Here is a 24,552-nt window from a genome sequence, read left to right as displayed (position 1 = left end):
GCGGGCTCGGGGGGAAAGACGACCCCCGGGGGGAGTGACCGTGCCAGCCAGCGCGTGGGGTCGAGGTCGGCAATTCAGGAGATCGGCGCGCTCGCGCCGTGCAAACGCCCGAGACGCGGCAGAAGCCCTGAATTGCCGCCTGGGGTCGGGCCCGGCGTGAGGGCGGGCCCGGGCAGTGTGGGTGCCCGGGACACGTCGGCAGACGTCGGCAACTCAGGAGTTCGCCGCCCTCGCAGCACAGAGGTGCCCGCGAGGTCGCAGAACTCCTGAATTGCCGACCCCCGAGTCGGGCCCGGGTGGGCTCGGGCGGGCGCACGGGCAGGGGCGCGCGGGCGGCGGCGCGGGGCGCAGGGGCGCGCGGCGGGGGAGACGACCGTGGCCGCGCCTCCTGCAGGAGGCGCGGCCACGGTCGTGGGCGGAGGCGAGCGTCTAGAGGTCGAGCGCCTCGGCGATCAGGGCCGTCTGCTGCAGGGCGCTGGCCTTGTTCGACCCGGCGGCCGGCGAGGCCGACGCGGGACGCGACGCGACGCGGATCTGACGGTCGAGGTGCTTCTGCAGCTCGAGCACGACGAACGGCCAGGCGCCCTGGTTCTCGGGCTCTTCTTGTGCCCAGACCAACTCGGCCGACGGGTAGCGGTCGAGCACCTGCCTGATGCGCTCGAGCGGCAACGGGTAGAGCTGCTCGAGGCGGACCAGGGCGACGTCGTTCTGCACGCCCCGCTTGTCGAGCTCGGTGGCCAGGTCGTAGTGGATCTTGCCGCTGTGCAGCACGACGCGCTTCGTCGACTCGGGTTCGGTGACGCGGGTGCAGTCGAGCACGGGCTCGAAGCGACCCGACGTGAACGCGTCGACCCCGCTGGTCGCCCCCCGCAGGCGCAGCATGGCCTTCGGGGTGAAGACGACGAGCGGACGACGCGGGCGGGCGTAGGCCTGGCGACGCAGCAGGTGGAAGTACGACGCCGGCGTCGACGGTCGGGCGATCGTCATGTTGTCTTCGGCGCAGAGCTGCAGGAAGCGTTCCATGCGGGCCGACGAGTGGTCGGGGCCCTGCCCCTCGTAGCCGTGCGGCAACAGCAGCACGACGCTCGACCGCTGGCCCCACTTCTGCTCGGCCGACGAGATGAACTCGTCGATGACCGTCTGGGCACCGTTGCTGAAGTCGCCGAACTGGGCCTCCCACAGCACGAGTGCGTCGGCCCGCTCGACCGAGTAGCCGTACTCGAACGCCATGGCGGCGTACTCGCTGAGCAGCGAGTCGTAGATCCAGAGCTTCGCCTGGTTGTCGGCGATGTTCTGCAACGGCAGCCACTCCTGGCCGTTCTCGCGGTCGTGCAGCACCGAGTGCCGCTGCACGAAGGTGCCGCGACGGCTGTCTTGCCCGGCGAGCCGCACGGGCGTGCCCTCGGTGAGCAGCGAGCCGAAGGCGAGCAGCTCGGCGAAGGCCCAGTCGATGCCGCCGTTGCGGCTCATGTCGACGCGCTTCTTGAGCAGCTGCTGCAGCTTCGGGTGCACCGAGAACCCCGCCGGCGGGTTGTCGTGCGCGTCACCGATGTCGTGCACCAGCTCGGTCGAGACGGCCGTGCTCTCGGGCTCGCCCCGGGCGTCGTCCTGTTGGGCGACGGGTCGCTCGAGGTCGGCGACGTCGCCGTCGTCGCTCGTGACGACGGGGATCGACCCGGTCTGGGCCGCGTGCGTCTCGGCGAAGGCGCGCTCGAGTCGCTCCTGGAAGTCTCGGTGGGCTCCGTCGTACTCGTCTTGCGTGATGTCGCCGCGACCGACGAGCGCCTCGGTGTAGAGGGTGCGCACCGAGCGCTTCTGCTCGATGAGGTTGTACATCAGCGGCTGGGTCATCGACGGGTCGTCGCCCTCGTTGTGACCGCGACGGCGGTAGCAGACGAGGTCGATGACGATGTCGCGCTTGAACTGCTGACGGTAGGCGAAGGCGAGCTCGGCCACGCGGGCCACGGCCTCGGGGTCGTCGCCGTTCACGTGGAAGATCGGCGCCTGGATCGTCTTCGCCACGTCGGTCGAGTAGACCGAGGTGCGCGACTCGGACGGCGGCGTCGTGAAGCCCACCTGGTTGTTGATGACGATGTGGATCGTGCCGCCGACGCGGTAGCCGCGCAGCTGCGACATCTGAAGGGTCTCGACGACGACGCCCTGGCCGGCCATGGCCGCGTCGCCGTGGATCAGGATCGGCAGCGTGCCGAAGACGCCGGCCTCACCACGGTCTTGCTTGGCGCGCACGATGCCCTCGAGCACGCCGTCACCGGCCTCGAGGTGCGACGGGTTCGCGGCGAGGTAGACCGGGATCGTCTCGCCCACGGCGCTCGTGAACTCGCCCTCGGTGCCGAGGTGGTACTTGACGTCGCCCGAGCCCTGCACGGTCTTCGGGTCTTGGGTGCCCTCGAACTCGCGGAAGATCTGGCCGTACGTCTTGCCGGCGATGTTGGTCAGCACGTTCAGGCGCCCACGGTGGGCCATGCCGATCGCGACCTCGTCGAGGCCCTCTCGCGCGGCGTGCTGCATGACCGTGTCGAGCAGCGAGATCGTCGACTCGCCCCCCTCGAGGCTGAAGCGCTTCTGGCCGACGTACTTGGTCTGCAGGAAGGTCTCGAAGGCCTCGGCCTCGTTGAGCTTCGCGAGGATGCGCATCTGCTCGTCGTGCGACGGCTTGGTGTACGGCACCTCGAGGTGGTCTTGTATCCACGTGCGCTGCGCGGGGTCCTGGATGTGCATGTACTCGACGCCGATGGTGCGGCAGTACGAGTCGCGCAGGATGCCGAGGATGTCGCGCAGCAAGGCGTTCGTCCGGCCGCCGAGGCCCCCGGTGACGAACTCGCGGTCGAGGTCCCAGAAGGTGAGCCCGTGGCTCTCGATCGCCAGGTCGGGGTGCGTGCGCTGGCGGTACTCGAGCGGATCGATGTCGGCCATGAGGTGGCCGCGCACGCGGTAGCTGTTGATCAGCTCTTGGACGCGCGCCGTCTTGCTGACGCGCTCGGCCAGGTTGACGTTGATGTCGGCGTTCCAGTGGATCGGCTCGTACGGGATGCGCAGGGCCGCGAAGATGTCCTCGTAGAAGCCGCGCTGCCCGATCAGCAGCTCGTGCACCTTCTTCAGGAACTCGCCCGAGCCGGCACCCTGGATGACCCGGTGGTCGTAGGTGCTGGTGAGGGTGATCGTCTTGCCGATGCCCAGCTCGACGAGCGTCTTCGACGCCGAGCCCTGGAACTCCGCCGGGTAGTCGAGCGCGCCGGCGCCGATGATGGCCCCCGCGCCCTTCATGAGGCGCGGCACGCTGTGCACGGTGCCGATGCCGCCGGGGTTGGTCAGCGAGATCGTGTTGCCCTGGAAGTCGGCCGCGGCGAGCTTGTTGTCGCGGGCCCGCTTCACGATGTCCTCGTAGGCCGTGAGGAACTCGCCGAAGTGCATCTCTTCGGCCTTCTTGATGCCGGGGACGAGCAGGGCGCGGGTGCCGTCGGGCTTCGGGATGTCGATCGCGAGGCCGAGGTTGACGTGCGCGGGGGTGACGACCGACGGCTTGCCGTCGACCTCGTCGTAGAAGACGTTCTGGCTGGGGAACTCTTTCAGGGCCTGCACGAGCGCCCAGCCGATGAGGTGGGTGAACGACACCTTGCCGCCGCGGGCACGCTTCAGGTGGTTGTTGATGACGATGCGGTTGTCGATCATCAGCTTCGCCGGGATCGTGCGGACGCTCGTCGCGGTGGGCACGCTCAGGCTGGCGTCCATGTTCGTCGCGAGCGACTTGGCCATGCCGCGCAGCGGGGCGACGACGGCCTCGGCCTCTGGCGTGGGCTGCTCGCCGGGCGTCGCGGGCTTGGCCTTGGCCTTGTCGGGCACCTGGGCCGGGATGGGCTTGGCCGTCGGCTCGACCGAGGTCGTGCGGGCGGCCGCCTTCTGGCCGGCCGGCGCCGCGGCACCGGCGGCCGGTGCCGGCGCGGCGGGGGCGGCAGCGGGCGCAGGAGGCGCGGGTGCGGTCTCGACGGAGGGTGCGGCCGGCGAGGTCGGTGCGGCCCCACCCTCGGCCGGCGTGTAGGCCTCGAGGATCGGCCACCACGACTCGTCGACCGAGTTCTTGTCGACGACCCACTGCTCGTAGAGCTCGTCGACGAGCCATTCGTTGGCCCCGAACTCCGCCGCAGCGCCGTCGTCAGTTGTACCGGTCACGTGGCTTGACACAGCCGATCGCCCACTCTCCGTTGATTGTTGATCAGTGCGGGGGCAGCGACGCCCACCGCGACCAGCTTAAGCGCAAACGGTCGGACCTCGGCGGGACGACTCACAGGGATTACCGTTGACCCATGCGGTTCTACGAGACGACCCCCACGCACGATCTGACCTACTCCGACGTGTTCCTCGTCCCGAGCCGGTCCTCGATCACCAGCCGGCTCGACGTGTCCCTCGCTCCGGGCGACGGCACCGGGGCGACGATCCCGATCGTGTCGGCCAACATGAACTCGGTCACGGGCCCCCGCCTCGCGGCGACCCTGGCCCGTCGCGGCGGCCTCGGCGTGCTGCCGCAGGACATGCACCTGCAAGACCTCGACGCCGCCATCCGCTGGGTGAAGGCCCAACCCGTCGACTACGACACGCCGTACTCGCTCGACGCCGGGCAGACCGTCGAGCAGGCGCTCTCGGTCGTGCCCGCCGTCGAGGGCCACGGCATCGTGCTGCACGACGGCAGCGGCGCCTACCTCGGGTGCATCGCCACCTCGCGCCTCGCCACCGCCCCCCGCGACGCGGTGCTGGGCGACCTGCTGCACGGTGCCCTGACCTCGCTCGACGCCGACGACGTCGACAGCCCGCGCGACGCGTTCGACCGCATGGTCGCGGCCGACATCCACTTCGCGCCCGTGCTGCGCCACGGCCAGGTCGTCGGCACGGTCAGCCGCAAGAGCGCCCTGCGGTCGACCATCTACCGGCCCGCCGTCGACGGTGACGGCCGGTTGCGGGTCGCGGCGGCCGTCGGCATCAACGGCGACGTGGCCGGCAAGGCGAAGGCCCTGGCCGCGGCGGGCGTCGACGTGCTCGTGATCGACACGGCGCACGGCGACCAGGACGGCATGATCCGGGCCGTGCAGACCGTCTCGGGCCTCGACCTCGGCCTGCCGATCGTCGCCGGCAACGTCGTGACCGAGGAGGCCGTCCGGCACCTCGTCGCGGCGGGGGCCTCCATCGTCAAGGTCGGCGTGGGGCCCGGTGCCATGTGCACCACGCGCATGATGACCGCGGTGGGTCGCCCCCAGTTCTCGGCGGTGCTCGAGACGGCCGCCACGGCCCGTGCCCTCGGCGCGCACGTCTGGGCCGACGGTGGCGTCCGCTACCCCCGCGACGTGGCGTTGGCGCTCGCGGCCGGTGCCTCGTCGGTCATGATCGGCTCGTGGTTCGCCGGCACCATCGAGGCCCCGGGCGAGCTGGCGAGCGACGAGCGCGGCCTCTACAAGGAGAGCTGGGGCATGGCCTCGACCAAGGCCGTCCGTGGTCGCTTCGAGCGTCTCGACCCCTACGAGCTCGCCCGCAAGACGCTCTTCGCCGAGGGCATCTCGTCGTCGAAGATCTACCTCGACCCGTTGCGTCCGGGCGTCGAGGACCTCCTCGACATGATCACGTCGGGCGTCCGCAGCTCGTTCACCTACGCCGGGGCGAGGAGCGTCGCCGAGTTCGCCGAGCGGGCCCTGGTCGGCGTGCAGTCGGCGGCGGGCTACGAAGAGGGCAAGGCGCTGCCGGTCAGCTGGTGACGGCTGCCCGGCCCGCCGCCGTGCGGTCGACGCCGGGCCGGGCGAAGTCGACCGACGGGAACGGTGCACGTGCCGTAAGATCACCCGTCTATGGATGACCCTCCGTCTCAGACGACCGCACCCTCGCACCATCGCACGCCGCGCCTCCTGACCACGGGCCCCACGGCCGTCGGACGAGGTGACGGCACCCGATGAACGAATGGCTGCTGCTCGCGTTCGGCCTGCTGCTCACCGTCGGCACCGGGCTCTTCGTCGCCAGCGAGTTCTCGCTGGTCAACCTCGACCGGTCCGACCTCGAAGCCCGGCAGACCCGGGGTGAGAAGGGGCTCGCGCCCACCATCGGCGCGCTTCGCATCACGTCGACGCACCTGTCGAGCGCCCAACTCGGCATCACGCTGACCACCCTGCTGACCGGCTACACGATGGAGCCCGCGATCTCGCGGCTCATCTCGCCGCCCCTGACGGCGGTCGGGGTGCCCGAGGGCGTCGTCACCGTCGGCGCGCCGATCGTGTCGATCGTCGTCGCCACCCTGCTGTCGATGATCATCGGCGAGCTCGTGCCGAAGAACTTCGCCCTCGCGCTGCCGCTCAAGACCGCCAAGCTGGTCATCCCGTTCCAGGTGCTTTTCACGACGGTGTTCAAGCCCGCCGTCGCCCTGCTCAACAACACCGCCAACGCGGTGCTGCGGGCCATGGGCATCGAGCCGAAAGAAGAGTTGTCGGGGGCCCGCACGGCCGAGGAGCTCTCGTCGCTCGTGCGCCGGTCGGCCACCGAGGGCAGCCTCGACCGCGACACGGCGACCCTGCTCGCCCGGACGCTCGTCTTCAGCGACCACACGGCGTCCGACGTCATGACGCCGAGGCCCCGTCTGTCGACGGTCTCGCGCGGCGACTCGGCCGAGACCGTCCTCGAGCTGGCCCGTCGGACCGGTTACTCGCGGTTCCCGGTGACCGACGACGGCATCGACGACGTCGTGGGCCTCGTCCACGTGAAGCAGGCCGTCTCGGTGCCGCGCGAGAAGCGGGCCGACGTCCCCGTCTCCGCCCTCCTGACCGACGCGGTCCGCGTGCCCGAGACCATGACGCTCGACAACCTGCTCGGCGAGGTCCGGGGTCGTGGCTACCAGATGGCCGTCGTCGTCGACGAGTACGGCGGCACCGCCGGCGTCGTCACCCTCGAAGACCTGATCGAAGAGCTCGTCGGCGAGGTCAGCGACGAGCACGACCGCAGTCGCGTCGACGTCGTGCGGTCGCGCAACTGGCTGACCTTCCCCGGCTTGCTGCGCCCCGACGAGCTGCTCGAGCGGGCCTCGGTCAAGGTGCCGGAGGACGGCCCCTACGAGACCGTCGGCGGTTGGCTGATGAGCGAGCTCGGGCGTCTGCCGAAGGTCGGCGACGTGGTCGAGACCGACGACGGCGGGTTCCGCGTCGAACGCCTCGACGGGCGTCGCATCGACCGCATCCGCTTCACGCCCACGCCCGACGAGGTGGCCGAGGCCCCCGCGGCCGCGACGGGGCGTCGCGACGAGCGCGACCGGTCCGGCCGACGCGACCCGAAGGTGCTGCCCGAGAGGGCGCGCACCGGCGTCGAGGACGACCGGCGTGCCGTCCGCACGAAAGAGGTGACCCGATGAGCAGCGACTGGTGGGGCATCGTCTGGTTGGTCGTGCTGCTGGCGGGCAACGCGTTCTTCGTCGCCGCGGAGTTCGCCGTCATCTCGGCCCGTCGCTCGCAGATCGAACCGAAGGCCGAGGCCGGCAGCCGCGCGGCGAAGACCACGCTCTGGGCCATGGAGCACGCGACGATGATGCTCGCGACGACCCAGCTCGGCATCACCATCTGTTCGCTGCTGATCCTCAACGTGTCCGAGCCGTCGATCCACCACCTGCTCGAGGGCCCGCTCGGCTGGACCGGGCTCAGCCCCGAGCTGGTCGGCGTGGTCGGCTTCGTCATCACGCTGGTGCTCGTGTCGTTCTTGCACGTCGTGTTCGGCGAGATGGTGCCGAAGAACATCTCGTTCTCGCTGCCCGACCGCGCGGCCCTGCTGCTGGCACCGCCGCTCGTCGCGATCGCCCGCGTGCTGCACGTGGTCGTGCTGGCCCTGAACCACTCGGCCAACGCCGTGCTGCGGGCCTTCAAGGTCGAGCCGAAGGACGAGGCGACGAGCGCCTACACGGTCGACGAGGTCGCGACGATCGTGGCGCAGTCACAGCGCGAGGGCATGCTCACCGACGCGACCGGCACGGTGCGTGCGGCGTTCGAGTTCACCGAGAAGACCGTCGCACAGACGGCCGTCCCGATGGCAGGACTGGTCACGCTGCCCGAGGACGCCACCCCGCACGACGTCGAACGGGCCGTCGCCCAGCGCGGCTTCTCGCGGTACGTGCTGGTCGACGACGACGGCGACCCCACGGGCTACCTGCACCTGAAGGACGTCATCGACCTCGACGAGGACGAGTTCGCCGACCCCGTCCCGCCGAAGCGCATCCGCCAGCTGATCTCGATCTTCCAGGGCACCGAGCTCGAGGACGCCCTGGCCACCATGCGTCGCAGCGGCGTGCACGTGGCGCGTTCGTTCGACGAGTCCGGGGCCACCCGCGGAGTGCTCTTCCTCGAGGACATCCTCGAAGAGCTCATCGGCGAGGTGCAGGACGCGACCCGGCGTCGCTGAGCGAGCCCGCACGGACGACGCGACCCGCGCCTCCCGACCTGTGAGGGCGAGGAGGCGCGGGTCGCGTCGTCGAGGAGGGGTGGGCCTCCCGGCCGCTCACCGCACGCGGAAGGGCGCCCGCAGGTACTGCGACGGCGTGTAGTCGAGCTCGACCCCGAGCTCGGCCGCGGCGCGCAGCGGGAAGTGCGGGTCGCGGAGGAACTCCCGCGCCATGAGGACGACGTCGGCGCGGCCGCTGGCCACGACCTCGTTCGCCTGTTCGGCTCCGACGATGAGACCGACGGCACCGGTCTCGACGCGGCCCTGGTTGCGGACGTGCTCGGCGAAGCGCACCTGGTAGCCGAGGCCCACCGGGATGCTCACGCCGGCGACGAGGCCGCCGGTCGAGATGTCGAACAGGTCGGCGCCGGCGTCGCGAGCCCAGGCGGCGACGGTGGCGGTGTCGTCCTCGTTCCAGCCGCCGTCGGCCCAGTCGGTCGCCGAGAAGCGGACGAGCAGCGGGTACTCGTCGCCGACCTCGGCCCGGACGGCCGTGACGACCTCGAGCAGGAACCGCGCGCGGTTCTCGAGCGATCCGCCGTACTGGTCGTCGCGTCGGTTGCTGAGCGGCGACAGGAACTGGTGCAGCAGGTAGCCGTGGGCCGCGTGCAGCTCGATCAGTTCGAAGCCGGCGTCGATCGAGCGGCGCGCCGCGACGCGGAACGCCTCGACCAGGCCCCCGACCGCCTCGGTGGTCAGGGCCACCGGCTCGTCGTAGCCCTCGAAGGCGACGGCCGAGGGGGCGACGGTGGTCCAGCCGCCCTGGTCGGCGGGCACGGTGCCCTGGGTCTCGCTCCACGGGCGGAAGGTCGACGCCTTGCGACCGGCGTGGGCCAGCTGCACGCCGGGCACCGAGCCCTGCGAGCGGATGAAGGCGGTGATCGGGCGGAACGCCTCGACCTGCGCGTCGTTCCAGAGGCCGAGGTCTTGCGGCGAGATGCGGCCCTCCGGCGTGACCGACGTGGCCTCGGCGATGACGGCACCCGCGCCTCCTCGGGCGAGCGAGCCCAGGTGCACGAGGTGCCAGTCGGTGGGGACGCCGTCCTCGAGCTCGGCCGAGTACTGGCACATGGGTGCGACCCAGAGCCGGTTGCGGAAGCCCTGGCCGCGCAGGGTGATCGGGTCGAAGAGGCCGACGGGCGGGTCGGCGGGGGACGTGGGGGCGGGCGCCGTCTGTGGTGCGTTCGTCACGAGGGGGTCATCGCCTTTCGGTGGGGAGGGCGGCGAGGCCTCCGACGAAGCGCCGGAGGGGCTCGGGCCCGGTGAACAGGTGCCCGGTGATGCCGAGCGCCTGGGCGGCCTCGACGTCGTCGGACCTGTCGTACTCGAACACCGGTCGGGCGGCGGTTGTTCCGCCGCCGGGGAGGGAGATGCTCGTCGGTCCACCGTAGCGGCGGGCACAGCCGACCCGGGGCCGACTACCGTCGGGGCGTGACCTCCGACGCGCGCTTCACCGAATGGGCCCCGTCCGACGCCGCCGACGGCATCGCCGTCCCGGCCCCCGACGACGACAAGTACAGCCGGGGCGTGCTCGGCGTCGTGACCGGCTCGAGCGCGTACCCGGGTGCCGCGGTGCTCGGCGTCGAGGCGGCGCTGCACACCGGCGTCGGCATGCTGCGGTACCTCGGCCCCTCGCGGGCCTCGGACTTCGTGCTGCACCGTCGGCCCGAGGCCGTCACGAGCCCCGGCCGGGTGCAGGCGTGGCTGCTCGGCTCGGGGGTCGACCCCGACCACCTCGACGACGAGACGCGCGACGGGTTCGCGACCGGCGCCTCCTCGGGGTTGCCGCTCGTGCTCGACGCGGGCGCCCTGTCGCTGCGCGAACGGGCGACGGGGCGCGTCGTCGTGACGCCGCACTTCCGCGAGCTGGCGAGGGCCACGGGGCGTGAGGTCGACGACGTCGCGGCCGACCCGGCCGGCGCCGCCGAGCGCGCCGCGGGGGAGTGGGGTTGCACGGTGCTCGTCAAGGGGCACCGCACCCACGTCGCGTCGCCCGGTGGCACCCGCCTCGTGGCCGCCAGCGCCCCGTCGTGGCTCGCGACGGCCGGCGCCGGCGACGCGCTCGGCGGGGTGCTGGGCGCCCTGGTCGCCACCCACCACGACGAGGTCGCCGCGGACGAGGAGGCGCTGGCCCGCCTGGCCGCGACGGCTGCGGTCGTCCACGGCCTCGCGGCGTCGCGGGCCGGCGACGGCGGACCGTTCACCGTGCTCGGCCTCGTCGAGGCATTGCCCGCGACGATCGCCGAGTTGCTGCGCCGGAGCTGACCGCGAGGGCCGGCCCTCGCGGCCCGGCCGTCGGAACCCGGCCCGGCGCGCGCCGTCCCGTTCGTGGAGCGACGCCCGGTCGGCCGAGCGCGGACGGTCAGGAGGCGGGGGTCGCCGCCACGAGGAACTCGACCGTGCCCTGGTCCTCGACGCTGACGAAGCCGAGGTCGGGGGCCTCGACGCCGTAGTCCGAGAACGTCACGGGGATCGAGCCGCTGACCTGCACGCCGTCACCCGAGAGCGCCGCCTGCAGGGGCACGCTCACGGTCTTCGTGACGCCGTGCAGGGTCAGCTCGCCGGTCGCGTCGACGCTCGCCACCTCGCCGTCGGATGGCACGGCCGCCTCGATCGGCTCGGTGAGCGTGAAGGTGGCGGTGGGGAAGCGGTTCACCTGCATGGCGGTGCCCCGGAAGTAGTCGTCGCGGTTGCCGCTGTCGGTCGCGATCGAGGCCACGTCGACGTCGATGGTCGCGGCCGTGATGCTGGTGCCGTCGACCGTGATGGTGCCCGAGACCTGGTCGGTGCTGCCGACCACCGTGACGTCGGTGCCGTTCAGCACCTCGTCGACGCGGTAGCCGGCCGTGCTGCCGTCGCCGATGCTCCAGACGCCGGTGAGCTGGCTGGCGTCGAGGGTGCTCGACCCGGGGGTGAGGGCGGCGGTGGGGGCCGCCTCGGGCTCGCCCACCACGAGGTCGCGGTAGATGACCGGCCCGGCGAAGGCGGCGGTGACCCCCAGCACGACGACGACGGCTGCGGCGACGCCCAGCCCGATCTTGGTGTTCTTCTTCATGGTGGTCGTCCTTCGGAGGGGTCGGCGTGACGCGCGGCGAGTCCACGGGGCTCCGACGATGGTGACGCGTCACCCTCGCAAAGGGCTGGGAGGCGCGGGTGAAGACGGTGGGCGCCGGTGCCTCGGCCCGTCGTCGCGTCGGTGGGTCGGTGGGGCGGCGGGTCGGCGGGTCGGCGGGTCGTTGTCCCGGTGCCCCGGTGCGCCGACGCGACCGTGCGTCAGCTGGTCAGGGCGCGGTGAAGCGGGTGAGGAACTCGCGGGTGCGGGCCTCGCGCGGCGACGTGAAGAGCTGGGCGGGCGGCCCCTGTTCGGCGATCCGGCCCCGGTCGAGGAACACGACGCGGTCGGCGACGTCGCGGGCGAACGCCATCTCGTGGGTCGCCATGAGGATCGTCGTGCCCACCTCTTTCAGCGTGCGCACGAGGTCGAGCACCTCGCCGACCAGCTCGGGGTCGAGCGCGCTCGTGATCTCGTCGAGCAGCAGCACGGCCGGTCGGGGGGCGAGGGCGCGGGCGATGGCGACGCGCTGCTGCTGCCCGCCCGACAGGCGGTCGGGGTAGGCGCCGGCCTTGTCGCCGAGCCCCACCCGGGTGAGCACCTCGAGGGCACGTTCGTTCGCCGCCGCCTTCGGCTGGCGCAGCACGTGGCGGCTGGCCAGGGCGACGTTGTCGAGCACCGTCAGGTGCGGGAAGAGGTTGAAGTGCTGGAACACCACGCCGATGCGGGCCCGCACGGCGTCGACGCGCACCCGGGGGTCGCTGATGTCGTCCCCACCGAGCACGATGCGGCCGTCGTCGATCTGCTCGAGCAGATTCACGGTGCGCAGCAGCGTCGACTTGCCCGAGCCGCTGGCGCCGATGAGGGCGACGACCTCGTCTCGGGCGACGTCGAGGTCGATGCCGTCGAGCACGACGGCGTCGCCGAACGACTTGCGGACGGCCTCGAGGCGCAGCACCGTCTCGGGCAGGCCGGCATCGGGGGTGACGGGCACCGCGCCTCCTCGGGTGGGGTCGGCGGCGGTCATACGACGCTGCCCGCCTGTTCGCGACGACGGAGGCGCGCCGACAGCCAGTCGGTCAGCCAGATGGTCGGCAGCGCCAGCAGCACGAAGAGCAGGCCGGCGAGGACGTAGGGCGTGAAGTTCGCCGCGGTGGCGGTCTCGATCTGCGCCGCGCGCACGGCGTCGACGGCGCCGAGCACCGAGATGAGGCCCACGTCTTTCTGCATCGAGACGAAGTCGTTCATCAGGGCGGGGGTCACCTTGCGGAGGGCCTGGGGGAAGACCACGAGACGAAGGGTCTTGGCGTGGCTGAGGCCGAGCGAGCGAGCGGCGAGGCGCTGCGAGGGGTGGACGGCGTCGATGCCGGCGCGGATGACCTCGGACACGTAGGCCGAGTAGGTGAGGACCAACGCGATCGTGCCCCAGAACTCGGCGGGCAGTCGCGGGATGCCGAGGCCGAGCCCCGGCACGCCGAACCCGACCAGGTACAGCACGATGATCAGCGGCATGCCCCGGAAGAGGTCGGTGTAGCCGCGGACGAGGGCCCGCACCGGGAAGAACACGGGCCCGCGCAGGGTGCGCAACGCCGACAGCGCGCAGCTGACGACCGCCACGCCGATCGCGGCCACGACCAGAACGCGGACGTTGAGCCACAGGCCCTCGACCACGCGGGGCCATGCCGAGGCGAACGTGGCACCGTCGAGGAAGCTGAACTGCACCCGGGACCAGCCGGGCGTGCTGGTGATCGCCCACCACGCGAGCGCGGCGAAGGCGATCGTGCTGACCGCGGCGACGACGACCGACCGCGTCGACTGCCGACGACGGAAGGCCCGCCGGCCCAGTTCGAGGTCGCTGACCGCCCCGGGGGCGTCTGCGACCGAGCGAGGCGCTACGACAGCTCTTTCACGTCGTAGTCGGCCAGCCACTGCTTCTGCAGTTCGGCGAGCGTGCCGTCGGCCGTCAGGTCGTCGACGGCCGTGGTGACGTCGGCGGTCAACGAGCTGCCGAGCGGCAGGACGATGCCGAGCTGGTCGCTCGCCCCGTCGGCCGCGGGCAGCTGGCCGAGCACGACGCCGCCCTCGACGAAGTAGGTGGCGGTCGGGACGTCGAGCACGATGGCGTCGACCTGGCCGGCCTCGAGGGCGGCCTTGGCGTCGTCGTTCGAGTTGTAGGCCTGGACGCCGCCGTCGGGGTCGATGGCGGTCTCGGCGGCGGTGAAGCTCGTCGTGCCGCTCTGGGCGCCGATGGCGAGACCCGTCAGGTCGGCGATCGACGTCGCGTCGGCCGCGGCCGTGCCGGGCAGGGTGACGACCGCCTGGCGCGTCTCGTAGTAGGCGGGGGAGAAGTCGACGGCCTTCTTGCGCTGATCGGTGATCGAGAACTGCTGGAGGTTCAGGTCGAACGTCTTCGGGCCGGGAGCGATGGCCTCGTCGAAGGTGGTTCGCACCCAGACGACGTCGGAGTCGTCGTAGCCGAGCTTCTCGGCGACGGCGTAGGCGACGGCGGCCTCGTAGCCCTTGCCGGACGACGGGTCGTCGTCTTCGACCCAGGGGCTGTACGCGGGCTCTCCCGTGGCGACCGTGAGCTTGCCGTCGGTCACCGGGCCGACGGCCGCCCCGGCGGCACCCGAGCCCCCGTCGGACGAGCAGGCGGCGAGCGACCCGGCCAGCACGAGGGCGGCGGCGGTCGCGACGAGTCGGAGGGAGGCGGGTCTGCGCATGAGTGGGATCGTAGCGGCGACCGCCGACGTCGGCCGACGCATGACGCCCGGTGTCGGGACCGGCGGCTAGCCTGTGGGCATGCCGACCCCCGTGCCCCGACCGTCGGCGGACCCCGGAACGCCGGTCGCGTCCGACCTCCGCGCATCGGGCTCCCGGCCGGTGGCCGACGGTCGCGCTGCCGTCGTCGACCGGGTGAGGTCGCTCGCGGCGTCGCCCGTCGTGCTCGGCATCGCCTTCGTGCTCGTGCACGCGTGGCTCGTCCGGCTGAACCTCGTCGGCGGCAACCGCACCCTCGGCGACGTCGACGTCGTCTACCGCACCTGGATGCAACAGGGCGTCGGGGGTGGCGACTGGGTGGGCGTCGACCGTCCCTGGGTCTACCCGGTGCTGGCCGCCGTGCCGATGCTGGTCGCCCGCCTCGGCGGCGACGCGGGCTACGGGGCGGTCTGGCTCGTGCTGGTGTCGCTGCTGGACGCCGGCGCCTTCGCGGTGCTCCTGGCCCGGCGGCGGCCCGGCTCGACGGTCGCGGCCTGGTGGTGGCTGGCGTTCCTCGTCGCCCTCGGCCCGATCGCCCTCGGTCGCATCGACGCCGTCACGGTCGCCGTCGCACTGGTGGGTCTGCTGCTCGTCTCGACCCGGCCGTCGCTGGCGTCCGCCCTGCTCACGATCGCGGCCTGGGTCAAGGTCTGGCCCGCCGCCCTGGTGGTGGTCGCCGTCCTCGCCGTGCGACGACGGGCCGAGGTCGTCGTGGCCGCCGCGGTCACGAGTGCGGTCGTGGTCTCCGTCTCGCTCGTGCTCGGCAGCGGGTGGAACGTGGTCGGCTTCGTCGGTCAGCAGGCCGGTCGCGGTCTGCAGGTCGAGTCGCCGGCGGCCGTGCTCTGGCTCTGGCGTGCCGCCGCGGGCGTCCCCGGCACCTTCGTCTACTACGACCGGCAGATCCTCACCTACCAGATCGCCGGCGACGGGGTCGGCTTCGCCGCGAAGGCGATGAGCGTCGTCATGGCCGCGGTCGTGCTCGGCGTCGTGCTGCTGGGCCTGCGGGCGGTGCGCCGCGGGGTGACGGCCACGCGCCTCCTCGGCCCGTTGTCGCTGGCCGTCGTGGTCGCGCTCGTCGTGACCAACAAGGTCGGGTCGCCGCAGTTCGTCGCCTGGCTCGCCGTGCCCGTCGTCGTCGGGCTCGTGCTCGCCCGCTCGGGCGGGCCGAGGTTCGTCGTGCCGGCCGTGCTCGCCGTGGTCGTCGCGGGGCTGACCCAGGTCGTCTACCCGTTCGCGTACGACGCCCTGCTCGCCGCCCGGCCCGATCTCGTGACCGTGGTCACCGTCCGGGCCGTGCTCGAGCTGGCACTGCTGGCCTGGGCCGTGGTCACCCTCTGGCGTGTCCGGCCCGACGACGCGAGGATGGACGCATGATCGTCGCGTTCTCCGTCTCGCCCAGTGGTGTCGCCCCCGACGGCGGGCCGTCCGCCGGTTCCGAGCCCGACTCGGTCCACTCGGCGGTGGCCGCCGCCGTCGCCGTCGTGCGCGCCTCGGGGCTGCCGAACCACACCTCGTCGATGTTCACCGAGATCGAGGGCGAGTGGGACGAGGTGATGGCCGTCGTCAAGGCGGCCACCGAGGCGGTCGGCGCCTACGGGTCGCGCGTGTCGCTCGTGCTCAAGGCCGACATCCGGCCGGGCCGCACGGGCGAGCTGACCGGCAAGGTCGAACGCCTCGAGGCGGCCCTCGGCGACGCCTGACCCACTCGTCGCCCCCGGCTCTCGACTTCAGCCCCGCGGGCCGTAGACTGGGGGCTGCATCGCGCGGTCGAATCGATACGATCCGACGGCCGGGCGCCTCGGGTGCCCGGGCCGGAACGATCGACGCGCACCTCCCAGCTCGACGGCGAGCCGTGGCAGGCTCCCTCGCTGACACTCCTCCACCCCGAAGGCATCGCTCGTGACCCACCTCTCCCGCCGTCGTCGCACGGCCGCCCTCATCGCCCTCGCCCTGGGCGGGTTCGGCATCGGTTCGACCGAGTTCGTGGCCATGGGCCTGCTGCCGAACATGGCCGGCGACCTGCTGCCCGGCCTCTACGCCCGCTCGGCCGACGCGGGCATCGCCCAGGCCGGCTGGTTGATCAGCGCCTACGCCCTCGGCGTCGTCGTCGGGGCGCCCACGATCGCCGCGATGTCGTCGCACTTCCCGAAGAAGAAGCTGCTGCTGGCCCTGCTCGCCGCCTTCACCGTCGGCACGATCGCCTCGGCCCTGCTGCCCTCGTTCGGCTGGGTGCTGGCCGCGCGCTTCGCCGCCGGTCTGCCGCACGGCGCGTACTTCGGCATCGCGTCGATCGTCGCCGCGTCGATCATGGGGCCCGGCAACCGGGGCAAGGGCGTCGCGCTCGTGCTCAGCGGCCTCACGATCGCGAACGTCATCGGCGTGCCCTCGATCACGTGGCTCGGCCAGCAGGCCGGTTGGCGAGTCGCCTACCTCGCCGTCGCGCTGATCTTCGCCCTCACCTTCGCCGCCGTCGCCCTCGCCGTGCCCCACCAGGACGGCGACGCGTCCGCGTCGATGAAGCGTGAGCTGCGGGCGTTCAAGCAGCCGCAGGTCTGGCTGGTCATGGGCATCGGTGCCATCGGCTTCGGCGGGTTCTTCGCGGTCTACAGCTACATCGCCAACGCCGTCACCGAGGGCGCGGGCGTCGCCCAGGGCGTCGTGCCCTGGGTGCTCGTCACGGTCGGCGTCGGCATGACGATCGGCAACCTGCTCGGCGGCTGGCTGGCCGACCGCTCGCTCAAGCTCGCCATGTACCTCGGCTTCGTCGGCCTCATCGCCGCCCTGTCGGCGTACGCGCTCACCTCGAGCTCGATCGTCGGCATCTTCGTCAGCACGTTCTTCGTGGGCCTCGTCGGGTCGAGCGTCGGCCCGTCGGTGCAGTCCCGCCTGATGGAGGTCGCGGGCGAGAGCCAGGTCATCGGCGCCGCCCTGAACCACTCGGCCATGAACCTCGGCAACAGCTTCGGCGCCTACCTCGGCGGCGCGGTCATCGCGGCCGGGCTGGGCTTCTCGGCTCCGGGGTGGGTCGGCGTCGTGCTCGCCCTCGCCGGCGTCGTCCTCACCACGATCAGCTTCGCCATGCAGCGCGTCGACGACAAGCGCACGACGGCTCGGGCCACCGCCACCGAGCGCGAGTCGGTGTCGGCGTAGGCGCCGTCGGGGCGCCGCCCGCGCCTCCTGCGCAGGACGTCCTCGAGGCACGGGGCGCGACGGTGTGGTCGAGCCGGGGAGGCGCGGGTGGGGCAGACGACGGACGGCCCGGCTCCTGAGGGAGTCGGGCCGTCTCGCGGGGTCGCGCCGAGGCTCGGAAGCCGGCCGAGGCTCAGAAGCTGGTCTGGGCCGGCAGGTCGGTCTGCAGCAGGATGCCGTCCTGGATGGCGCGCTTCCGGAGCGCGACCTTGGTGCCCACGTCGTAGCCGGCCACCCGGTACTTCTCGCGGATGCGCTTGAGGTAGCTCTTGGCCGTCTCTTCGCTGATGCCGAGCTGGTAGGCGACGGCCTTGACCGGCTCGCCACCGCCGTAGAGCGCCATGACGCGGCGTTCTTGAGCGCTGAGCTTGGGCACGCCGCCGATCTCGGCCGCGTTGAGGGCCAGGTCGAGCTCGGCCGAGATGTACGACTCGCCCTTGGCGGCCGAGCGGATGGCCTCGACGATCATCTCGGCGTCCTCGCTCTTGACGAGGTAGCCGAGGGCGCCGGCGGCGAGGGCCTCGCGGACGACGTTGGGCTCGGAGTAGGTGCTCATCAGGACGGTCTTGACGCCGGTCGTCTTGAGCGTGTTGATCTTGAGCGAGATCGGGATGCTGTCCTTCAGGTCGAGGTCGAGCAGCACGACGTCGACCGGGAACTCGGGGTGCGTGAGCAGCTCGGGCCAGGACGCGACGGCGGCGACCATCGAGATGTCGCTCGCGGCACCGCGGATCCACTCGCTGAGGGCGCCCAGCAGCATCTTGTGGTCGTCTACGAGGGCGAGGCGGATGCGGTCGTCGTGGTCTGACACGTCGGGACCTTCTTTCAGGACGGTGTGGTGAACATGCTACGGGCGGGGGTGGTGATCGGGGGAGACCACGCGGGGGCTGGTCGGCTCAGGTCTCGGCGGGGTTGTCGACGATGCAGGCGACCGAGATCTTGACGCTCGACTCGTGGGTCGACACGGTGTACTCGCCGGCCCGCTCGAGGGCGTTCCAGGTGGCGGGCGTGACGCGGTTGCGGCGGATGCCCGTGGTCGAGACGACGACCGGCACGCAGACGCTCCGCCCGGCGAACGACTGCGACGCGGCGGTCACGGGCCCGAGGGTCAGCTGGATGGTGGTGCCCGGAGCACGGCTCTTCGAGTCGCCGAGCAGCAGCCAGACGCCCTGCAGCAGGCCGTCGCGCTGCGGCGGCGCGAGCAGGCCGGCCAGCGACGAGGGGTCGACCAGCGAGACCGAGCGCCCGAGGTACTCGGACTCCGTGACGGCGTGGTGCAGCCAGGTCTCGCGTCGACCCTCGATGAGGTGCAACCGCAGTTCGGTGGCGAGCGAGGCCGCCTGCGAGGCGACCTTCGGTGACAGCGGCAACGGGACGTCGCCGTTGGCGACCCCGTCGAGCAGCTTCTCGGCGGCGAGGTCGAGCCGGGCCAGTTCGTCGCTCGCGAGCATGCCCACGGCGAAACGCGGCTGCGAGACGTTGCTCTGGACGAGCACCCGGTCGAGCTCGACCTGCACCATGCGCCGGAACCGGTGGACGGCGAAGGTGGCGATGGCGCTCGGCAGGACGGCCAGGGCGACGACGGCGATCTGTTGCGGCCCGGAGTCGCTCGTGACGGGCGTCGAGGCCGCGACCATGACGACCAGTGCCACGAAGAGCAGCGCGGTGGCGGTGACGACCTCGCGCACCGGCCTCAGGGTGACGATCGGCAGCAGGCCGAAGCCGACCGAGACGCTCGACGTGGCGTAGGCGCCGACGTCGTGCAGGGGCCAGATCGCGACGAAGTCGAGCGCGACGACGACGGCGAGGACCACGCCGATGACGGCGAAGACCCCCGTCGTCAGCCTCTCGCCGCGGACGGTCACGAGCACGGCCGTGCCGATGAAGGTGGCGACGTAGAGCAGCCACGAGACGAGCGCGGGCGTGACGTCGGGGTAGGCGGACAGGTGGCTGAGGAAGAACGTCAGGCCGTAGACCGCCTGGAGGGCGGCGACGACGGCCGCGCCGACGCCGAGGTAGCCCGTGCCGAGGGTGGCGCCGGCAGCTCGCGCCTGGCGCAGCGACCGGGCGCCGGTCGAGCTGATGGGCAGGCCGCGGGCCGCGCGTCGGCCACGGACGATGCCGAAGGTGTTCTCGTCGACGCTCATCGGGGTGCCTCCAGGACGACGGTCGTGCCCGAGCCGGGCGAGGAGAAGAGCCGGGCGCTGCCGCCCACCTCGTGCAGCCGGCCGACGACGGATTCTTTGAAGCCCAGGCGTTCTTCGCTGATGCCCGCCAGGTCGAAGCCGACCCCGGCGTCGGTGACCATGGCCCGCACCATCGAGTCGTCGTGGATGATCGTGACGTGCGCCTCGGTGACGCCGGCGTGACGCCGGACGTTCTCGAGGCACTCGGCCAGGGCGAGCAAGAAGGCGTCGAGCACGTGGGTCGGCAGCAGGACCTGGCCGGTGCCGTGCCAGCTGACCTCGAGGCCCATGCGGCCGAAGCGCTGCTTGACCGACTCGAGGGTCTGCCCCAGGGGCGATTCTTCGACCGTCTCGAGGCTGTAGTCTCCCGACGCCTGCGGTTGCGGCGTGCCGCCGAGACGGAGGTGACGCAGCAGGCGGGCGTCCTCGGCGGCCTGGTCCTGCAAGGCCTGGGGCGTCACGCCGAATCCGGAGTGCGCGAGCAGGGTGAGGGTCGCCAGCACGGTGTCGTGCAGCAGCCGGGCGCCCTGTCGGCGCTGCGCCTCGGTCTCGCTGGCCTGACGCTCGGCCCGGTGGGCGTTGCCGATGCTGTAGATGCGCCGTGCCGCGAGGGGCACCGCGCGGCCGAGCCAGAGGCCGGTCACGAAGCACGACACCCAGCCGAGCAGCACGGCCGCCACCGGGAAGGTGAAGGGCGAACCCGTCGCGAGCGCGACGAGGGTGAGCTCGACGACGAAGGCGACGACCGCCGTCGCCAGTCGGGGACGACTCGACGAGAGCATGAGGCTGAAGGCGGCCGTCGCGCCTCCGGCCAGCGGGATGATCGCGGTGGCGAGGGGCCCGTCGTCGGGGCCGCCGGCCGGCAGCAGGGCGACCACGGTCGCGGCGATGCCCGCCGCCAGCCCGACCGGCACCCAGAGGCGGGCACGCGGGCCGGTCACGAACAGCAGCGACACGACGAGCAGGGCTGCGAGCGGGGCGATGGCCGCGAGGTGCAGGGGGTCGGTCACGCCCGGGATCGCGAGGGCCACGATCGAGACCGCCGCGCAGGCGACGCCCAGGGTACGGGTCGTGCTGCTGAGCAGACGGTCGCGTTCTTGGGCGAAGATGTCCATGGTTCGTGCGTGGCTTCCGACGGGGTCGTCGCTGCTGCCGGGCGGCTGGCGACCCCTCATGTTTTCACACCCAGCGCCTTCTCAGGGGGTCGTGCGGGGCCCGAATCGCGGATTGGTCCGGTAACGATCCGGCACCGGTCGCGAACTGTACCCCGGGGTGTCCGCCGAAGTGGGGTCAGTCGAGCAGACGGCGCAGGTTCGCGCCCACGGCGGCGGTCTCGATGAGGAATCCGTCGTGCCCGTAGGGGCTCTCGACGACCGCCACGTCGGCGCCGTCGAGGCCGTGTGCGAGGTGCCGTGCGACGACCCGTTGGTCGGACACGGGGAAGAGCCGGTCGCTGTCGACGCCGAGCACGAGCGTGCGGGCCGTGACCCGGTTCAGGGCGGCGGCGACCCCGCCCCGGTCGCGTCCGACGTCGTGCGAGTTCATCGCTCCGAGCAGGGTCGCGTAGCTGCCCGCGTCGAAGCGTCGCGTGAACTTGTTGCCGTGGAAGTCGAGGTAGCTCTCGACCTGGAATCGTCCGGGCCCGCCGAGGGGCGAGATCTCGCTCTGCCAGCTGCGTCCGAAGCGCGCGTTGAGCTCGTCGGGCGAGCGGTAGTTCAGCAGGGCCATGCGTCGGGCGAGGGCGAGGCCCCGGTAGGGCCCGTCGACCGCGTCGTAGTAGTCGCCGCCGTCGTAGGCGGAGTCCATGCGGATGGCCTCGTGCTGGACGGTGTTCAGGGCGATCTGGTCGGCGCTCACGACGGGGGGTGCGGCCAGCACGGCCAGGCGCTCGACGCGCGCCGGGTGCGTGACGGCCCATTCGAGGGCGTGCATGCCGCCCATCGACCCGCCGACGACCGCGGCCCACCGGTCGATGCCGAGCCGGTCGGCGAGGGCGGCCTGGGCGGCGACCTGGTCGCGGATCGTCAGGTGCGGGAACCTCGAGCCCCACTCGACGGCGTCCGGGGCGAACGACGAGGGCCCGGTGCTGCCCTGGCAGCCGCCGAGCACGTTCGGCGCCACGACGAACCACCGGTCGGTGTCGATCGCGAGCCCCGGCCCGACGACGCCGTTCCACCAGCCGGCCGTCGGGTGCCCGGGGCCGGCCTCGCCGACGACGTGGCTGTCACCGGTGAGTGCGTGCGACACGAGGACGGCGTTGCCCCCGTCGGCGGCGAGCTCGCCCCAGGTCTCGAACGCGAGTCGGGGTCGGGGCAGCGTGACACCGCTCTCGAGCGGCAGGTCGTCGAGCGTCTCGAACCGGCGTCCGCCGGGATCGTCGCCGTCGCGCCAGGCTCCGGTGACCGGCGGGCGACCCAGCACGGCCAGGCGCGTGCGTTCGCTGATGACGCTCGACGGGACGGTGTCCTCGGGTGTGCTCTGCCAGTCCATGTGGTGTCCATCCTGGAGGACGCGAGGAGGCGCGGTGCGTTTGTTACGCGCACCGCGCCTCCTCGGGGTGGTCGCCTCCCGGCGGCGGCCTAGCTGCTGCGCAGGGCCTCGCGGGTGACCGCGCGGGCCGCGGCGAACCCGGCGTCGAGGTCGGCCTTGAGGTCGTCGACGTTCTCGAGTCCGACCGAGAGCCGCACGAGGCCCGGCGTGACCCCGGTGGTCAGCTGCTGCTCGGGGGTGAGCTGCGAGTGCGTCGTCGAGGCGGGGTGGATCACGAGGCTGCGCACGTCGCCGATGTTGGCCAGGTGGCTGAAGAGCCGCAGGGCGTCGACGAGGGCCCGGCCGGCGTCGACGCCGCCCTTCAGCTCGAACGACAGGACGGCGCCCGCGCCGCGCGGCGCGTACTTGTTGGCCGCCGCGTACCAGGGGCTCGTCGGCAGGCCGGCGTAGTAGACCGCGGCGACGTCGTCGCGGGCGTCGAGCCACTCGGCCACCTCTTGGGCGTTCTGCACGTGGCGCTCGATGCGCAGGCTGAGCGTCTCGATGCCCTGGATCAGCGAGAACGCCGTGTCGGGGCCGTTCGAGGCGCCCAGGTCGCGCAGCAGCTGCACCCGTGCCTTGACGACGTAGGCGAGCTCGTCGCCGACCGCCTCGGTGTAGACGGCCCCGTGGTACGACGGGTCGGGCCGGGTCAACCCGGGGAACCGGTCCGCGTTCGCCGACCACGCGAACGTGCCGCCGTCGACGATGAAGCCACCGATGACCGTGCCGTGCCCGCCGAGGAACTTCGTCGCCGAGTGCACGACGACGTCGGCTCCGTGCTCGAGCGGCCTGATCAGGTAGGGCGTCGCGATCGTGTTGTCGACGATCAGGGGCACGCCCTCGTCGTGCGCCACCCCCGACACCTTCTCGAGGTCGAGGATGTTGATCTTCGGGTTGCCGATCGTCTCGGCGAAGAACAGCTTGGTGTTCGGCCGGACGGCTCGGCGCCACTCGTCGGCGTCGTCCTGGTCCTCGACGAAGGTCGTCTCGATGCCGAGCTTCGCCAGCGTGTACCTGAACAGGTTGTACGTGCCGCCGTAGATCGACGACGACGACACGATGTGGTCGCCGGCCTCGGCGATGTTGAGCACGGCGAACGTCGACGCGGCCTGCCCCGACGCCACCAGCAGGGCACCCGTCCCGCCCTCGAGCGCGGCGATGCGCTTCTCCACGACGTCGTGGGTGGGGTTCATGATGCGCGAGTAGATGTTGCCGTTCTCGGCCAGGGCGAAGAGGTCCTGCGCGTGCTGGGCGTCGCGGAACACGTACGAGGTCGTCTTGTAGATCGGCGTCGCCCGGGCGTGCGTCGTGGGGTCGGGCCGGGCCCCGGCGTGGATCTGCTGGGTCTCGAACTTCCAGGCTGGCTGGGCGTCGGTCATGGTCTGCTCCTGCGGTCGGTGTCCGGGTCGATGTCTGGGGTCTGGTTGCCGGGTCTGGGGGCGGCTCGGGGTGACAGCCACGGTACGGTCCGCCCGCCCGGCCGTCCACGACGCGGGACACGTGACGTAACCGGGCCGCTAGCGTGGGCGGGTCGCGTCCGCACGGACCACGACGACGGACGAGGCAGCAGGAGGCGCACATGGTGGGACGGGTCGTGGTGACGGGGGCCAGCTCGGGCATCGGAGCGGCGACGGTGCGGCTGTTCCGCTCGCGCGGCTGGGACGTGCTGGCGGTCGCCCGACGGGAGGAGCGCCTCCGTGCGCTCGCCGACGAGACCGGGGCGACCTGGTTCCGGGCCGACCTCACGAGCGACGACGACGTGGCCGCCCTGCGGGCCCACGTCGAGGCCACCGGTCCGCTGCACGCGCTCGTCAACAACGCCGGCGGTGCGTTCGGCCTCGACAGCGTCGAGCACGGCTCGATCGACGACTGGCAGCGCATGTTCGACGTCAACGTGCTCGGCACGAAGCGCGCGATCACCGCACTGCTGCCGTCGCTGCGCCGGGGAGCTGAGGAGGCGCGGGGCGCCGACGTCGTCACGGTCACCTCGATCGCCGGTCACGTCGCGTACGAGAACGGCGGCGGCTACAACGCGTCGAAGTTCGCCGAGCACGCCCTGGTCGCCGTGCTGCGGCTCGAACTGGCCGGCGAACCGATCCGCGTGATCGAGATCGCCCCCGGCATGGTGCACACCGAGGAGTTCTCGCTCGTGCGCTTCGGCGGCGACCGGGACCGCGCCGACGCCGTCTACCGCGACGTCGAGGCGCCCCTGACGGCCGACGACGTCGCCGAGTCGATCGTGCACTCGGTCGAGCTGCCGGCGCACGTCAACCTCGACCTGGTGACCATCAAGCCGGTGGCCCAGGCGGCGACGTACAAGGTCGCGAAGGGCGAGCTGCGCGTCCGGCAGGACTGACCGGGCCG

General features: G+C 72.2%; 20 protein-coding genes. 8 read left to right on the top strand and 12 right to left on the bottom strand.

From position 1 onward, the window contains the following. Positions 1-429 precede the first annotated feature (429 nt). Positions 430-4,200 carry a multifunctional oxoglutarate decarboxylase/oxoglutarate dehydrogenase thiamine pyrophosphate-binding subunit/dihydrolipoyllysine-residue succinyltransferase subunit gene (locus ASG05_RS03040; RefSeq protein ID WP_082486277.1) on the bottom strand — a complete coding sequence of 1,257 codons (3,771 nt, stop codon included), beginning with the start codon at positions 4,198-4,200 and terminating at the stop codon, positions 430-432. 122 nt (positions 4,201-4,322) lie between these two features. On the opposite strand from ASG05_RS03040, the gene ASG05_RS03035 reads away from it, so the two are divergent. From ASG05_RS03035 to ASG05_RS03025, 3 genes are all read left to right on the top strand, one after another. Next, positions 4,323-5,759: a GuaB1 family IMP dehydrogenase-related protein gene (locus ASG05_RS03035; RefSeq protein ID WP_056257156.1), complete on the top strand. Its 1,437-nt coding sequence runs from the start codon at positions 4,323-4,325 to the stop codon at positions 5,757-5,759. A gap of 191 nt (positions 5,760-5,950) precedes the next feature. After that, positions 5,951-7,393: a hemolysin family protein gene (locus tag ASG05_RS03030; RefSeq protein WP_082486276.1), complete on the top strand. Its 1,443-nt coding sequence runs from the start codon at positions 5,951-5,953 to the stop codon at positions 7,391-7,393. Further along, positions 7,390-8,430 (top strand): hemolysin family protein, encoded by a 1,041-nt coding sequence (locus tag ASG05_RS03025; protein ID WP_056257153.1) that lies wholly within the window; start codon positions 7,390-7,392, stop codon positions 8,428-8,430. The genes ASG05_RS03030 and ASG05_RS03025 overlap by 4 nt, the downstream gene beginning before the upstream one ends. A 96-nt stretch (positions 8,431-8,526) precedes the next feature. On the opposite strand, the gene ASG05_RS03020 is transcribed toward ASG05_RS03025, so the two are convergent. Together ASG05_RS03020 and ASG05_RS16985 are read right to left on the bottom strand one after the other, a co-directional pair. Beyond that, positions 8,527-9,660: an NADH:flavin oxidoreductase/NADH oxidase gene (locus tag ASG05_RS03020; protein WP_056257152.1), complete on the bottom strand. Its 1,134-nt coding sequence runs from the start codon at positions 9,658-9,660 to the stop codon at positions 8,527-8,529. Between the two features lie 7 nt (positions 9,661-9,667). Continuing rightward, on the bottom strand, positions 9,668-9,802 hold the full coding sequence (locus ASG05_RS16985) for a hypothetical protein (RefSeq protein WP_255354535.1): 135 nt from the start codon (positions 9,800-9,802) through the stop codon (positions 9,668-9,670). Positions 9,803-9,900: 98 nt separating this feature from the next. On the opposite strand from ASG05_RS16985, the gene ASG05_RS03015 reads away from it, so the two are divergent. Beyond that, positions 9,901-10,734, top strand: a complete 834-nt coding sequence (locus ASG05_RS03015) for an ADP/ATP-dependent (S)-NAD(P)H-hydrate dehydratase (protein ID WP_056257147.1) — start codon at positions 9,901-9,903, stop codon at positions 10,732-10,734. A gap of 97 nt (positions 10,735-10,831) precedes the next feature. Here ASG05_RS03015 and ASG05_RS03010 read toward each other — a convergent pair whose 3' ends face one another. The 4 genes from ASG05_RS03010 to ASG05_RS02995 all read right to left on the bottom strand — a co-directional run bounded on the left by ASG05_RS03010 (position 10,832) and on the right by ASG05_RS02995 (position 14,244). Continuing rightward, complete coding sequence (locus ASG05_RS03010) at positions 10,832-11,524, bottom strand: YceI family protein (protein WP_056257143.1); 693 nt, start codon at positions 11,522-11,524, stop codon at positions 10,832-10,834. A gap of 226 nt (positions 11,525-11,750) precedes the next feature. Then, positions 11,751-12,548 (bottom strand): amino acid ABC transporter ATP-binding protein, encoded by a 798-nt coding sequence (locus tag ASG05_RS03005; RefSeq protein ID WP_082486274.1) that lies wholly within the window; start codon positions 12,546-12,548, stop codon positions 11,751-11,753. Then, positions 12,545-13,450 (bottom strand): amino acid ABC transporter permease, encoded by a 906-nt coding sequence (locus tag ASG05_RS03000; protein WP_082486272.1) that lies wholly within the window; start codon positions 13,448-13,450, stop codon positions 12,545-12,547. Before ASG05_RS03000 ends, ASG05_RS03005 begins: the two co-directional genes overlap by 4 nt. Next, positions 13,414-14,244 (bottom strand): ABC transporter substrate-binding protein, encoded by an 831-nt coding sequence (locus ASG05_RS02995; protein ID WP_056257140.1) that lies wholly within the window; start codon positions 14,242-14,244, stop codon positions 13,414-13,416. The genes ASG05_RS03000 and ASG05_RS02995 overlap by 37 nt, the downstream gene beginning before the upstream one ends. A gap of 79 nt (positions 14,245-14,323) precedes the next feature. On the opposite strand from ASG05_RS02995, the gene ASG05_RS02990 reads away from it, so the two are divergent. The 3 genes from ASG05_RS02990 to ASG05_RS02980 all read left to right on the top strand — a co-directional run bounded on the left by ASG05_RS02990 (position 14,324) and on the right by ASG05_RS02980 (position 17,431). Continuing rightward, a complete protein-coding gene (locus ASG05_RS02990) occupies positions 14,324-15,655 on the top strand; it encodes a glycosyltransferase 87 family protein (RefSeq protein ID WP_082486431.1) in 1,332 nt (443 codons plus the stop codon). After that, positions 15,652-15,981, top strand: a complete 330-nt coding sequence (locus tag ASG05_RS02985) for a thiamine-binding protein (protein ID WP_056257137.1) — start codon at positions 15,652-15,654, stop codon at positions 15,979-15,981. Before ASG05_RS02990 ends, ASG05_RS02985 begins: the two co-directional genes overlap by 4 nt. Before the next feature lie 199 nt (positions 15,982-16,180). Beyond that, entirely contained in the window at positions 16,181-17,431 is a 1,251-nt protein-coding gene (locus ASG05_RS02980) for an MFS transporter (protein WP_056257134.1), read from the top strand. A 172-nt stretch (positions 17,432-17,603) separates the two neighbouring features. Here ASG05_RS02980 and ASG05_RS02975 read toward each other — a convergent pair whose 3' ends face one another. From ASG05_RS02975 to ASG05_RS02955, 5 genes are all read right to left on the bottom strand, one after another. After that, on the bottom strand, positions 17,604-18,281 hold the full coding sequence (locus ASG05_RS02975) for a response regulator transcription factor (RefSeq protein ID WP_056257130.1): 678 nt from the start codon (positions 18,279-18,281) through the stop codon (positions 17,604-17,606). Between the two features lie 85 nt (positions 18,282-18,366). Next, positions 18,367-19,617, bottom strand: coding sequence for a hypothetical protein (locus tag ASG05_RS02970; RefSeq protein ID WP_056257128.1), 1,251 nt, complete (start codon positions 19,615-19,617; stop codon positions 18,367-18,369). Beyond that, positions 19,614-20,771 carry a sensor histidine kinase gene (locus ASG05_RS02965; RefSeq protein ID WP_056257126.1) on the bottom strand — a complete coding sequence of 386 codons (1,158 nt, stop codon included), beginning with the start codon at positions 20,769-20,771 and terminating at the stop codon, positions 19,614-19,616. Before ASG05_RS02965 ends, ASG05_RS02970 begins: the two co-directional genes overlap by 4 nt. A 175-nt stretch (positions 20,772-20,946) precedes the next feature. Beyond that, entirely contained in the window at positions 20,947-22,146 is a 1,200-nt protein-coding gene (locus tag ASG05_RS02960; protein WP_056257125.1) for a homoserine O-acetyltransferase, read from the bottom strand. 89 nt (positions 22,147-22,235) lie between these two features. After that, positions 22,236-23,567, bottom strand: coding sequence for a bifunctional o-acetylhomoserine/o-acetylserine sulfhydrylase (locus tag ASG05_RS02955; protein ID WP_056257122.1), 1,332 nt, complete (start codon positions 23,565-23,567; stop codon positions 22,236-22,238). Between the two features lie 200 nt (positions 23,568-23,767). On the opposite strand from ASG05_RS02955, the gene ASG05_RS02950 reads away from it, so the two are divergent. Continuing rightward, complete coding sequence (locus tag ASG05_RS02950) at positions 23,768-24,544, top strand: SDR family oxidoreductase (protein WP_056257120.1); 777 nt, start codon at positions 23,768-23,770, stop codon at positions 24,542-24,544. Positions 24,545-24,552: the final 8 nt, after the last annotated feature.

This window comes from Frigoribacterium sp. Leaf186 (assembly GCF_001423905.1).
Lineage (GTDB): Bacteria > Actinomycetota > Actinomycetes > Actinomycetales > Microbacteriaceae > Frigoribacterium.
Note: the sequence above shows the minus strand (reverse complement) of the source record. Positions and strands in the feature narration are given on the sequence as shown.